The sequence below is a fragment of the uncultured Sphingomonas sp. genome (assembly GCF_936927845.1).
Taxonomy (GTDB): Bacteria; Pseudomonadota; Alphaproteobacteria; order Sphingomonadales; family Sphingomonadaceae; genus Sphingomonas.
Window position 1 is genome coordinate 26,057 of sequence record NZ_CAKZHV010000001.1, and the last position, 13,666, is coordinate 39,722.

Consider the following 13,666-nt stretch of genomic DNA (forward strand, 5'->3'; position numbering starts at 1 on the left):
TGCCGGCGGCCTTTTCTTTGTCGGCCTGCGCGATGCGCGATAGGAATGCCGCATGACCCAGACCGATATCGTCATCGCCGGCGGCGGCAGCGCAGGCTGGATGGTCGCCGCCGCCTTCGCGCATTTTCTGCCGTCGAACGCTCATCGCATACGGTTGGTCGAGTCGGAGGCGATCGGCACGATCGGCGTCGGCGAAGCGACGATCCCGCAGATCCAGTTGTTTAACCAGGCGCTCGGATTGGACGAGGACGCGTTCCTGCGCGCAACCGGCGGTACGTTCAAACTCGGGATCGAGTTCGCCGGCTGGACCCGGCCGGGGGCAAGCTACATGCACGCCTTCGGCGATGTCGGGCGCGAATCTGGACTGCTCGGCTTTCATCACCGCTGGCTGCGCGCGCACGCAGAGGGATCGGTCGCGCCGCTCGGCAGCTTCTCGCTCAATGAGGTTGCGGCGCGCGGCTTGAAGATGCAGCGGGGCCCGGCGCGCACCGCGCAGATGCTGCCGGCGATGCCGTATGCGTTCCACTTCGACGCGGCGCTCTACGCCCGCCTTTTGCGCCGTTTCGCCGAGACGCGTGGGGTCGAGCGGGTCGAAGGGCGCATCGTCGCGGTCGAACGCGACAGGGAGAGTGGCGATGTGTCGGCGCTACAGCTCGACGGCGACGCGCGTATCGCGGGCGACCTGTTCGTCGATTGCACCGGGTTTCGCGGCCTGTTGATCGGTGAGGCGATGGGCGTCAGTTACGATGACTGGACACGCTGGCTGCCGTGCGACCGCGCACTGGCGGTGCCGTCCGTGCGCGCGACCGCATTCACGCCGTACACGCGCGCGACCGCGCACCGGGCCGGGTGGCAGTGGCGCATCCCGCTGCAGCACCGCACCGGCAACGGCATTGTCTATTCCTCCGCGCATCTGTCCGACGACGAGGCGGCGGCGCACCTGCTCGCCAATCTGGACGGCGCGGCGGAGGCCGATCCGCGTGCCATCCGTTTCACCACCGGCAAGCGGCGGGAGATGTGGCGCGGCAACGTCGTCGCGGTCGGGCTCGCGTCGGGGTTCATGGAGCCGCTCGAATCGACCAGCCTCCACCTTGTCCAGACCGCGATCGCGCGGTTGCTCAAGATGCTGCCGGGCCGCGGCTCGGCGCAGGCGCAGCGCGACGAATATAACGCCCAGGCCGACTTCGAATATGAGCGCATTCGCGACTTCCTGATCCTGCATTACTGGGCCAACGCGCGCGACGAGCCGTTCTGGCAGGAACGCCGCGCCGCCGACCTGCCCGATACGCTCCGCCACAAGTTGGACGTGTGGCGCGAGCAGGCGCACGTGACCCGCGAGCACGAGGAGCTGTTCACCGAGGTCGCGTGGATCCAGGTGCTGATCGGGCAGGGCGTGATCCCGCGCGGCTATCACCCGATCGCCGACGCCGAGACGCGCGCCGACAATGACGAATATCTCGACCTGATGCGGCAGTTGATCGCGCGTGAGGCGGCACAGATGCCGTCGCACGTGAGCTTTGTTGCGCAGCATTGCGCAGCACGCGTGCCGGCCTAGGCGGAGGCGCGCACCACCAGCCGCGAGGGCAGCAGCAGGTCGTGCGTGACCTCACCCGCGATCTGCCGGATCAGCGTGTCGACCAGTTCGGCGCCGCCGCGGCCGTAATCCTGCGCCACCGTCGTCAGCGGCGGATGTGTGTGGCTGGCGGCGGGAATATCGTCGAACCCGATCAGCGCCACGTCGCCGGGCACCGATCGTCCGGCTTCGCTCAGCGCACGCAGGGCGCCGAGCGCGATCAGATCGGAGGCGCAGAACACCGCGTCGAACGCGACATCGCGCGCGATCAGCCGCTGCACCGCTTCGTACCCCTTCTGCTCGACCGACAATGCGTCGACGTGCAGGCCTGGATCGACCGGCAGGCCGGCCGTGCGTAACGCGTCGGCGAGACCGGCGTAGCGGTCGCGGAACTCGGGGTAATGGTGGCTCGCCTCGCCGATATAGGCGACCCGGCGGCACCCGCGCGCGATCAGATGCTCGCCCGCGGCGCGCCCGCCCGCAACATTGTCGCACCCGATCGTGGTGCCGACCCCGCTCGGTGCACCCCAGCGCACGAAGCGCGTGCCCTGCGCAACCAATTGCTCGACGCGCGCGCGGTAATCCTCCCAATCGCCATAGCCGAGCAGGATCAGCCCGTCGGCGCGCCGCGTGTCCTCATAATCGACGTGCCAGTCCGCCGACCAGCGCTGGAACGAGGTCAAGAGGTCGTAGCCGCGCTGGCTGCACGTCTTCAGGATCGAGCCGAGCATCGCGAGGAAGAACGGGTTGATGTTCGACCCGTCGGGCAGCGGGTCCTCGAAGAACAGGAGCGCGAGCGTCTTCACCTCGCCGCGGCGTAGCGACGAGGCTGCGCGGTCGACCTTGTAGTTCAGCTGCTGCGCGATCGCCTCGATCCGCATCCGCGTCCGCTCGCTGACGGTCTTGTCCCCGCGCAAGGCGCGCGACACGGTCGGCTGCGACACGCCCGCCAGTTCGGCGATGTCGAACGAGGTCGGGCGATCGCTCGCGGGAGAGCGGGAGCCGGAGGGGGAAGCGGAGCGCGCCATGACGGCGAAGATCAATCCTCTCAATTTGTTGCTGGCAGTGTAGGCGCGACGGGTGCCTGTGTGAATACGTATGCTGCGCGCTTGGCATTCGCCCGCGCGCACCGCAAACCGCCGCCCAAGCCGGGAGGGGACAAGACGATGCGGGGCAGGATGATACAGGCGGTGCTCGCGGCGACGACGCTTGCGGCCGGAAGCCCTGCGCTGGCGCAAGTCGCACCGGCGCCAGCGACGCTGCAGGCGATGCGCGCGCGGCTGCCGCAGGACGAGGTGATCTACTTCGCGCTACCCGACCGGTTCGACAATGCCGATCCCAAGAACGATCGCGGCGGGTTGACCGGTGACCGCCTGCGCACCGGCTATGATCCGACGTCAAAGGGCTTCTATCACGGCGGCGACCTGAAGGGTCTGATGCGCCGCCTGCCGTACATTCAGTCGCTCGGCGCGACCGCGATCTGGGTCGGCCCGATCTTCAAGAACAAGCCTGTCCAGGGCGCACCAGGACAGGAGAGCGCCGGTTACCACGGTTACTGGATCACCGATTTCAACCACGTCGACCCGCATCTGGGGACCGACGCCGAGTTCAAGGCACTGGTCGATGCCGCGCACGCGCGCGGGATCAAGGTGTACATGGACATCATCGTCAACCACACCGCGGACGTGATCCAGTATCGCGAATGCGGCGCCTGCGCCTATCGCAGCCGCGCCGATTACCCCTATCAGCGCCGCGGCGGGGTGAACGGCCCCGCGATCAACGCCGCCTTCGTGGGCGACGCGGTGCAGACCGCGGACAATTTCGCGCATCTGACCGACCCGACCTACGCCTACACGCCCTATCTGGCGAAGGGGGACGAGCACGCCAAATCGCCCGACTGGCTGAACGACATCCGCCTGTACCACAATCGCGGCAACACGACGTTCGAGAACGAGAGTTCGACGCTGGGCGATTTCGTCGGGCTCGATGACCTGATGACCGAGAACCCGCGCGTGGTCTCGGGCATGATCGACATCTTCGGCAGCTGGATCGACCGGTTCGGCGTCGACGGCTACCGCATCGATACCGCGCGCCACGTCAATCCCGAGTTCTGGCAGGCCTTCGTCCCCGCGATGCTCGCCCGCGCCAAGGCGAAGGGCATTCCGAACTTCCACATTTTCGGTGAAGTCTCGCACGGTTCGGTCGACGCCGGCGCGCTCGCCGAGCACACCCGCGTCGACAAGCTGCCCGCAGTGCTCGACTTCGCCTTCCGTCAGGCAGTGATCGAGACGGTGGCGGGCAAACGCGGCACCGACGCGTTCGAGGTGCTGTTCAAGGGTGATCCGCTCTACGAGGGCGGGGCGGATGCTGCGCAGCAATTGCCGACCTTCGTCAGCAACCACGACAACGGCCGGTTCGCTTATTACGTCCGCCGGGCGTTCCCGCAGGCGAGCGACGGCGAGGTGATGCGCCGCGTGATGCTGGGCAACGCCATGCTGCTGTCGCTTCGCGGCGTCCCCACGGTCTATTCGGGCGACGAGCAGGGGTTCACCGGCGACGGCAACGACCAGGACGCGCGCGAGGACATGTTCGCCAGCCGCGTGGCAAGCTACGCTGACAATCGCCTGCTCGGTACGACGACCACCACCGCAACGGCGCATTTCGGGCAAGACAATCCGCTGTTCAAGCAGATCGCCGCACTCGCGCGGCTCCGCGTCGCGACACCGGCGCTGACGCGCGGGCGACAGGTACTGCGCGCACGCGAGGAGAAGCCGGGGCTGCTCGCGATCTCGCGCTTCGATCCGACGACGCAGGCCGAGGTGCTGCTCGCCTTCAACACGAGCGGCACCGCGATCGATCGGCTGATCGAGGTCGAGCCCGGCGCCGCCACCGCGCGCGTGCTCGCGGGCAGCGGGTGCGCCGCGCGCGTCGCCGCACCCGGATCGCTGCGTGTCACCTTGCCCGCGTTCGGCTACGCGGTGTGCGCGCTTGAGGGAACGCGGTGACCGATACGATGACGAACAAGACGACCGACCCCTGGTGGAAGGGCGCGGTAATCTATCAGATCTATCCGCGCAGCTTCGCCGACGCGAATGGCGACGGCGTCGGCGATCTCGCCGGGATCACCGCGCACCTCGATTACGTCGCCGCGCTCGGCGTCGACGCGGTGTGGATTTCGCCGTTCTTCACCTCGCCGATGGCCGATTTCGGTTATGATGTGTCGGATTACTGCGACGTCGACCCCGTGTTCGGCACGCTGGCCGATTTCGATGCGCTGGTGGCGCGCGCGCACGCGCTGGGGTTGAAGGTCCTGCTCGATCAGGTGTGGGCGCATACCTCGGACCAGCATCCGTGGTTCAAGGACAGCCGCAGCAGCCGGACGAGCGCGCACGCCGACTGGTACGTGTGGCGCGACGCGAAGCCCGACGGCAGCCCGCCGACCAACTGGCAGTCGGTGTTCGGCGGTCCGGCCTGGACATGGGACGCGCGGCGCGGGCAATATTACCTGCACAATTTCCTGAAGGAACAGCCGCAGATCAACGGCCACAACGGGCAAGTGCAGGCGGCATTGCTCGACGTGGCGCGTTTCTGGCTCGATCGTGGCGCCGACGGCTACCGCCTCGATGCGCTCAACTTCCTGATGTACGATCCGGCGTTCCGGGACAATCCGCCTGCGACCGACAATGGCGCGCGCACACGGCCGTTCGACTTCCAGGAGCATCGCTACAACCAGAGCCACGCCGACATCCCGGCTTTCATCGAGCGGATCCGCGCGGTGTTCGACGAATATGACGACCGCTTCACCGTGGCCGAGGTCGGCGGCCCCGACAGCGACCGCGAGCGCAAGCTGTTCACCGCCGACGACCGGCGTTTGAACAGCTCCTACGGCTTCGACTTCCTCTACGCGCCCGCGCTGACTCCGCACGCCGTGGTCGACGCGGTGACGAAATGGCCCGACGAGGCCGGTGTCGGCTGGCCGAGCTGGGCGTTCGAGAACCACGACGCGCCGCGCGCGATCTCGCGCTGGTGCGCGCCCGAGCACGCGCCTGAGGTTCGGGGCGCTTTCGCGCGCATGAAGATGCTGCTGCTGGGGTCGTTACGCGGCAATCCGATCCTCTATTACGGCGAGGAACTGGGGCTGACGCAGGTCGACGTGCCGTTCGAGCTGCTGCAGGACCCGGAGGCGATCGCGAACTGGCCGCTGACGCTGAGCCGCGACGGCGCGCGGACGCCGATGCCGTGGCGCCAACACGCGCCGCAGCTCGGCTTCTCGACCGCCCAGCCGTGGCTGCCGCTGGGCGACGATCACGGTGCACTCGCGGTCGATGTGCAGGAAGCGGATACGGGCTCGCTGCTCCACTGGACGCGGCGCGTGCTGGCGCTGCGCCGCGACGAGGCAGCACTCAGGCTCGGCAATTTCGAGGTGCTCCACGCCGACGACGCGCTGCTGGTGTTCGCGCGCAATTACCACAACGACCGTATCGTCTGCGCCTTCAACCTGTCGGCCGAGCCGCAGGTCTGGGCGGATGCCGCCGACCTCACTCCCTTGTGCTCGATCGGCGTCACCGGTGCCGATCTTGCCCCCTATGGCGCGCTGATCGCGCGAAAGGACTGAATTCGATGAAGACCATGCTGCTGGCGCTCGCCGCCGCCACCTCCGCGCTGACCCCCGCGGTCGCGTTCGCGCAGGATACGCGCGCGGGCGTGCCCTCGCCTGGCGACAACGTCGTCGCGCGCGGCAGCTCGCCCGACGGCTCGATCACCGTGTCGGTCGCGATCGACGGCGACGGGCGCGCGACCTACGCGATCGCGCGCCGCGGCAAGCCGGTGATCGCGCCCAGCGCGCTTGGCTTCCTGTTCACCGACGCGCGCAAGATCGACCGCAGTCTGGCGCTCGTCTCGACCTCGCAGTCGAAGAGCGACACGTCGTGGACGCAGCCGTTCGGCGAGTGGAAGACGATCCGCGACAATCACAACGAGCTGGTCGTCCGCCTGCGCGAGACGAAGAACCTCAACCGCGAGATGGTCGTCACCTTCCGCATCTTCGACGACGGCGTCGGTTTCCGTTACTCCTTCCCCGACCAGCCCAATCTCCACCACGCCAATATCGCGGAGGAGCTGACCCAGTTCGCGCTCGCCGAAGACGGTACCGCGTGGTGGAAGCCCGCGTTCGAGTGGAATCGCGAGGAATATCTCTACAACAAGACCCCGATCAGCGCGGTCGGCACCGCGCAGACCGTCTTCACCGCCAAGCTGACCGACGGCACGCACGTCGCGATCCACGAGGCGGCGCTGGTCGATTATTCCGCGATGAACCTCGCCAAGGTCGCGGGCTCCACCACGCTGCGCGCGGTGCTCACCCCCGGATCGGGCGCGCCCAAGGTCAGCCGCGACGCGCCGTTCGCGACGCCGTGGCGCACCATCATCATCGCCGACGATGCTCCCGGCCTCTACATGAGCCACATCGAATTGAACCTGAACGAGCCCAACAAGCTGGGCGACGTGTCATGGATCAAGCCGGGCAAGTTCGTCGGCGTGTGGTGGAACATGATCAAGGGCGACTGGACCTGGGCGACGGGGCCCAAGCACGGCGCGACCACCGCCAACGTGAAAAGCTACATCGACTTCGCTGCCGCCAACAAGATTCCGGGCGTGCTGGTCGAGGGGTGGAACGTCGGCTGGAACGGCGACTGGTTTGGCGACGGCACGGGGATGCAGTTCGATCAGCCGACCCCCGACTTCGACGCCGCCGAACTGGCGCGTTATGCCAAGTCGAAGGGCGTCTACATCATCGGCCACAACGAGACCGGCGGCTCGGTCAGCCATTATGACGCGCAGCTCGACCGCGCGTTCAAATACGCGCAGGACCATGGCATCCCCGCGATCAAGACCGGTTACGTCACCGACGCGGGCGAGATCGAGCGCGTCGACCCCGACGGCTCGAAGCACCGCGAGTGGCACGAGGGGCAGTGGATGGTGAACCATTACAGCCGCGTCGTGACCACCGCCGCCAAATACCGCGTCGGGATCGACAGCCACGAACCCGTCAAGGACACGGGGCTGCGCCGCACCTACCCCAACTGGCTCAGCCGCGAGGGCGGCCGCGGCATGGAATATAACGCCTGGCCGGGCAAGAACCCGCCCGAGCACGAGGCGAACATGTTCTTCACCCAGTGGCTGGGCGGCCCGATGGACTTCACGCCCGGCGTGCTGAGCCTGACCGGATCGAACGGCAGCCCGCTCGAATCCACCGAAGCCAAGCAGCTCGCGCTCTATGTCGTGATCTACTCGCCGGTCACGATGGCGGCGGATACGCCGGAGAATTACGCCAAGCACATGGACGCGTTTCAGTTCATCCGCGACGTGCCGGTCGACTGGTCCGACACGCGCGTGCTGAACGGCGAGGTCGGCGATTACGTGACGGTCGCGCGCAAGGATCGCGCGTCGAACGACTGGTATCTGGGCAGCATCACCGACGAGAATGCGCGCACGCTGACCGTCGCGACCGACTTCCTCGACCGCGGCAAGACCTATACCGCGCAGGTGTACCGCGACGGTGACGACGCCGACTACAAGACCGAGGCGCGCCACTCGATCAAGATCGAGACGATCAAGGTGCGCGGCGGCGACACGCTGACGATCAAGCTGGCGCCCGGCGGCGGGCAGGCGATCCGCTTCGTGGCGCCGGGCGGGCGTATCCGTCGCTGATGGACGGCGCGCCGCCTCTCTCCCCCACCGTCGTCGTGCTCGGCGGCGGCACCGCGGGGTGGATGGCGGCGTGCCTGTTCGTGGGCGAATGGCCGCGGGCGCGCGTGACCGTGGTCGAGGCGCCCGAGATCGGCATCGTCGGGGTCGGCGAGGGATCGACCCCGCAGCTTCGCGCGCTGTTCGCGCGGCTCGGCATCGCCGAGGATGCGTGGATGCCCGCGGCGGACGCCACCTACAAGACCGGCATCCGCTTCGACGGCTGGTCGAGGCGCGCGGGCTATGCCAGCTACTTGCACCCGTTCGCGAGCGCGATCGACCTGCACACCGCGGGCGCCTTCCACGCCAGCGCGCTGGCGCGGCGGACGGGCCGCGCGGTCGATGCGCATCCCGACCCTTTCTTTCTCAACACGCGGCTCGCCCAGGCGCACCGCGCGCCGCTCGCGCCCGAGCATTTCCCGTTCGAGGTCGGCTACGGCTATCATTTCGACGCGCACAAGGTCGGCGCGGTGCTGCGCGACCATGCGCTGGCGCGTGGCGTCACGCATGTCGCGGCGCGCGTCGACACGGTTGAACTGGGTGACGGCGGCGACGTCGCGGCGCTGGTCCTCGCGAGCGGCGAGCGACTGACGGGCGACATCTTCGTCGACGCGAGCGGGTTCCGCTCGGTGATCGCGCAGGGCGCGCTCGGCGTGCGCTTCGTGCCCTTCGCGTCGAACCTGTTCTGCGACCGCGCGGTGACGTTGCCGACGCCGCGGGTGGCGGACGCCCCGCTCGATGCGCACACGACCGCGACCGCGCTGTCGAACGGCTGGGCCTGGCGCATCCCGCTGACCTCACGCACCGGCAACGGGTACGTCTACGCGTCCGATTACCTGTCGCCGGACGCGGCAGAGATCGAGCTGCGCCGCCACCTCGGGCTGCTCGACGCCGATGTCGCGGCGCGGCACCTGACGATGAAGGTCGGGCGGGTCGAACATGCGTGGCACGCCAACTGCCTCGCGATCGGGCTGGCGCAGGGCTTTATCGAGCCGCTGGAGGCGACCGCGCTCCACCTGACACAGACAACGGTTGAGCGTTTCATCCGGGCCTATGCCGACGGCGCCGGCAGGCCCCAGCACCGCGACACGTTCAACGCCGAGATCGCGCGGCGCTTCGAAGGCGTGCGCGATTACATCGTCGCGCATTATCGGCTCAACCAGCGCGGCGACACCGACTTCTGGCGCGCCAACGCCGCCAACGATCACCTGTCGGACGACCTGAAGGCGATCATGACCGCGTGGTTCACCGGCCGCGACACCGCCGCCGAGGTGATGCGGCGCAACCTGGCAGATTATTATTCGCCGCTGTCGTGGGAAATATTGTTCGCAGGCTACGGCACCTTCCCCGACGATGCGCGGCTTACGCCGGCGCCGTCGCCGGTCGACATGGCCGGCATCGACCGGCTGCTGGGCGGCTGTTTGCTCAATTTCGGCGACCACGCCGCGGCGCTTGCGCGCCCGTAACGGAGAGAATGGATGGCCAGCGTAGCGGCAGCGGTTGAAGCGGAGGGCGCGCTCACGCAGCGCAAGCGGCAGAGCCTCGCGGGGCTGCTCAACATCTCGTTCGGTTTCTTCGGCATCCAGATCGGCTTCGCGCTGCAGAACGCGAACATGAGCCGGATCTTCCAGTCGCTCGGCACCAGCCTCGACGATCTGCCCGCGTTGTGGGTGGCGGCACCGCTGACCGGGTTGCTCGTCCAGCCGGTGATCGGGCATCTGAGCGACCGCACCTGGCTCGGGCGGCTCGGGCGGCGGCGGCCGTATTTTCTCGCCGGCGCGTTGCTCGCCGCGATGGCGCTGCTGATCATGCCGGAAAGCCCGATGCTGCTGGTCGCCGCGGTCATGCTATGGGTGCTCGACGCGTCATTGAACGTGTCGATGGAGCCGTTCCGCGCCTTTGTCGGCGACATGCTCGACAAGGATCAGCACGCCGCGGGCTACGGCGTGCAGACCGCCTTCATCGGCGCGGGCGCGGTGGTGGGCTCGATCTTCCCCTGGGCGCTCGAGCGATTGGGGGTGTCGAACGTCGCGGGCGTGGGCGCGATCCCCGATTCGGTGCGCTACGCCTTCTGGTTCGGCGGTGCCGCGCTGCTCGCCAGCGTGATCTGGACCGTGGTGTCGACGCGCGAATATTCGCCCGACGAGCTCGCCCGCTTCGATGGCGTGGCCGAGGCGGGCGAGGAGGCGCATGTCATGCGCGTTCTCGCCGCGCGCAGCGACGCGGCGTGTCTCGCCTGGATCGCGAGCGGCGCGGCGGTGGTCGCGCTGGTCGCCGCGACGGGGCTGGAAAAGGAGGTCTACCTGCTCGGTGGGCTGCTCGCCGCCTATGGACTTGCCAGCCTGATCGCGGTCCGGCGCGCGCGCGGCGGGCAGGGCGCGGGGATGCTCGGGCATATCGTCGGCGATTTTGCCGGCATGCCCCCGCTCATGAAGCGGCTGGCGCTGGTGCAGTTCTTCAGCTGGTCGGCGTTGTTCATCATGTGGATTAACACGACCCCGGTGGTGACGGCGCGCTTCTTTGGCGCGAGCCAGGCGGGCAGCGCGGCATACCAGGAGGGTGCGAGCTGGGTCGACGTGCTGTTCGCGACCTATAACGGCGTCGCGGCGGTGTCGGCGCTGGTGCTGATCCCGTTCCTGGCGAAGCGGATCGGGCTGGCGCGCACGCACATCGTCGGCCTGGCGTGCGGGGCGGCGGGATTCGCGAGCATCTTTGTCGTGCCCGACCACCAGTGGCTGCTGCTGAGCGAAGTGGGGATCGGCGTCGCCTGGTCGACGATCCTCGCCATGCCCTATGCGATCCTCGCCTCGTCGCTGCCGCAGCGCAAGCTCGGCATCTACATGGGGCTGTTCAACGTGTTCGTCGTGGTGCCGCAATTGCTGGTCGCAACCGTGATGGGGTCGATCACCAAGCATTTCTTTCCGGGCGAGCCGATCTACACCATGGCCTTCGCCGCCGCGACGATGCTGGTCGCCGCCGCCGCGATGACGCGGGTGAAGACCGCCTAGACCACGCCGAACGGCACCACGCGGTTGGTCTGCGTGTGCCCGACCTCGGCGCGGCCGAGGAAAGGCACGTGCATGTCGCGGCACCAGCGCTCCATCATCGCCTCCAGCGTCTCCCCCCAATCGGGTTCGTTGGGCTTGACCGCGGTGACCGCGCCCAGCCGCACGCCCGCGATCCCGCGCAGCTGCGTCGCGTTTGCCATCGTGAACAGCATCCGGTCGATCGCGTACATCGCCTCCGACACTTCCTCGACGATCAGCACGTGATCGGCCAGATCAGGGAGCCACGGCGTGCCGATCAGCGCGGCCAGGATCGACAGGTTGAGCGCGACCGAGGGCTGACCCGCGAGCCCGGGTTCGAGCGCCGCGCGATCGCGCCTCGCCATCCAGCCGAGCGCGCGCGCCACCGTCTGATCGCCGCCCTTGCGCCCGATGTCGCTCGCCATCGGGCCGTGCACCGGATGGCCGATGCGCCGCGCGTAGAGTGCGGCGAGCAGGAACCCGACGTCGGAATAGCCGAGATACGTCTTTGCGCGCGCGGCGTCGTTCAACCGCGGCAATGCGTCCGCCAGGATACGGTTCGAGCCGTAGCCGCCGCGCACGAACCAGACGGCCGACATCGACGGATCGTTGGCATATTCGACGAAGGCGGCGGCGCGCACCGCATCCGATCCGGCGAAATGCCCGGCCTGCGCGAAGCATTGCGGGTGAAAGACGAGGTCGACCTCGGGATACGCGATCGCCGCCAGCGCCGAGACGGGCGCGACCACGTCCGGGTTGGCGACGCTGGAGGCCGCGACGACGCCGATCCGCATGTTCGTTATTGCTCCTCGGCTTGCCCCAACAATGCGGAGAGCCGATAGCGCGTCTCCATGCAGGACGGCAATGCGAGCCCTATCGGCCAAACAAGCGACGTGCGCGGCAAGCGCTTCTTTCTGGTCGGGATCGGCGGATCGGGGATGATGCCGCTGGCGATGATCCTTGCGGGACGCGGCGCGGTGGTGGCAGGCTCGGACCGCGGGCTCGATCAGGGACGCGTGCCGGCGAAGTTCGATGCGCTGCGCGATCTCGGGATCGACTTGTTCGCGCAGGACGGCAGCGGCGTCGTCGCGCCCGAGCAGATCGTCGTCGCCTCCGCCGCGGTCGAGGACACGGTCGCTGACATGGTCGCGGCGGCGCGCGTCGGCTGCGCGCGGATGACGCGCGCCGAACTGAACGCGGCGTTGTTCAACGCCAGCCCGCTTGGCATCGGTGTCGCGGGTACCAGCGGCAAATCGACCGTCACCGGCATGATCGCGACGATCCTGCACCGGACCGGCCGCGACCCGACGATCATGAACGGCGCGGTGATGAAGGATTTCGCGAGCGCGGACCGCCCGTTCGCCAGCGCGCTGGTCGGCGCGGGCGCGGCGTACGCGAGCGAGGTGGACGAGAGCGACGGATCGATCGCGCTCTATCGTCCAACGATTGCGGTGCTCAACAACGTCAGCCTCGACCACAAGGCTCTCGACGAGCTCAACCGCCTGTTCGGCGACTTCATCGCCCACGCGCGTCACGCGGTGGTCAATGCCGACAACGCGGACGCCGCCGCGCTGGCCATGGCGCTGCCCGCGGCGCGGGTGACGCGTTTCTCGGTCGAGGGCGCGGGCGATCTGGTCGCGCGCGACGTGCACGAGGAGCCGTTCGCGGTTTCGTTCACGCTGCATCACGCCGACGGCACGCTGCCCGTCGCGCTACAGGTTCCCGGGCGGCACAACGTGTCGAACGCGCTCGCGGCGCTGGGTGCGGCGCAGGCGGCGGGGGTGTTGCTGGAGGACGCAGTCGCGGCGTTGGCCCGGTTCACCGGCTTGCGCCGGCGTTTCGACCTCGTCGGCGAGGCGGCGGGCGTGTCGGTGATCGACGATTTCGGGCACAATCCCGACAAGATCGCCGCGACGCTCGACACGCTGCACGCCTTTCCGGGCCGGTTGCTCGTCCTGTTCCAGCCGCACGGGTTTGGGCCATTGAAGGTGATGCGCACCGAGCTCGTCGCGATGTTCGCGCGCGCGTTGGCGGCGGACGACCTGCTCGTCATGCCCGACCCCGTTTATCACGGCGGTACCACCAACCGCGAGGTGACCAGCGCCGACATCGTCCGCGACGTGACGCTCGGCGGGCGGCAGGCGCTCCACATACCCGATCGCGCGGCGGCGGCGGCGCATCTGGTGGCGGAGGCGAGGGCGGGCGATCGCATCGTCGTCATGGGCGCGCGCGACGACACGCTCAGCCTGCTCGCGGCCGATATGGTGGAGATGCTGCGGCAGCGCGACTGAGCCTTCTTCAGGCAAGCGTGGCGCGCCGCATT

Annotated in this window: 9 protein-coding genes; 7 read left to right on the forward strand and 2 right to left on the reverse strand. The window is 68.4% G+C overall.

The window, feature by feature from the left end:
• Positions 1 to 52: 52 nt before the first annotated feature.
• Complete coding sequence (locus Q0579_RS00075; protein ID WP_298807868.1) at positions 53 to 1,555, forward strand: tryptophan halogenase family protein; 1,503 nt, start codon at positions 53 to 55, stop codon at positions 1,553 to 1,555.
• Here the strand turns inward: Q0579_RS00075 and Q0579_RS00080 are convergent.
• Positions 1,552 to 2,601 (reverse strand): LacI family DNA-binding transcriptional regulator, encoded by a 1,050-nt coding sequence (locus tag Q0579_RS00080; RefSeq protein ID WP_298807871.1) that lies wholly within the window; start codon positions 2,599 to 2,601, stop codon positions 1,552 to 1,554. The two genes, Q0579_RS00075 and Q0579_RS00080, sit on opposite strands and share 4 nt — an antisense overlap.
• 150 nt (positions 2,602 to 2,751) lie before the next feature.
• On the opposite strand from Q0579_RS00080, the gene Q0579_RS00085 reads away from it, so the two are divergent.
• From Q0579_RS00085 to Q0579_RS00105, 5 genes are read left to right on the forward strand one after another with little or no spacing between them, the layout of a single operon-like run.
• Complete coding sequence (locus tag Q0579_RS00085) at positions 2,752 to 4,578, forward strand: alpha-amylase family glycosyl hydrolase (RefSeq protein ID WP_298807872.1); 1,827 nt, start codon at positions 2,752 to 2,754, stop codon at positions 4,576 to 4,578.
• A gap of 8 nt (positions 4,579 to 4,586) precedes the next feature.
• Positions 4,587 to 6,188 carry an alpha-glucosidase gene (locus Q0579_RS00090; protein ID WP_298807967.1) on the forward strand — a complete coding sequence of 534 codons (1,602 nt, stop codon included), beginning with the start codon at positions 4,587 to 4,589 and terminating at the stop codon, positions 6,186 to 6,188.
• A gap of 5 nt (positions 6,189 to 6,193) precedes the next feature.
• Entirely contained in the window at positions 6,194 to 8,281 is a 2,088-nt protein-coding gene (locus tag Q0579_RS00095; protein WP_298807873.1) for a glycoside hydrolase family 97 protein, read from the forward strand.
• Complete coding sequence (locus tag Q0579_RS00100; protein ID WP_298807876.1) at positions 8,281 to 9,783, forward strand: tryptophan halogenase family protein; 1,503 nt, start codon at positions 8,281 to 8,283, stop codon at positions 9,781 to 9,783. The genes Q0579_RS00095 and Q0579_RS00100 overlap by 1 nt, the downstream gene beginning before the upstream one ends.
• Before the next feature lie 12 nt (positions 9,784 to 9,795).
• Positions 9,796 to 11,325, forward strand: coding sequence for an MFS transporter (locus Q0579_RS00105; protein WP_298807878.1), 1,530 nt, complete (start codon positions 9,796 to 9,798; stop codon positions 11,323 to 11,325).
• On the opposite strand, the gene Q0579_RS00110 is transcribed toward Q0579_RS00105, so the two are convergent.
• Entirely contained in the window at positions 11,322 to 12,137 is an 816-nt protein-coding gene (locus Q0579_RS00110; protein WP_298807881.1) for an LD-carboxypeptidase, read from the reverse strand. The genes Q0579_RS00105 and Q0579_RS00110 overlap by 4 nt on opposite strands.
• A gap of 57 nt (positions 12,138 to 12,194) precedes the next feature.
• Between Q0579_RS00110 and Q0579_RS00115 the strand changes: the two genes are divergently transcribed.
• Positions 12,195 to 13,634: a Mur ligase family protein gene (locus tag Q0579_RS00115; protein WP_298807884.1), complete on the forward strand. Its 1,440-nt coding sequence runs from the start codon at positions 12,195 to 12,197 to the stop codon at positions 13,632 to 13,634.
• Positions 13,635 to 13,666: the final 32 nt, after the last annotated feature.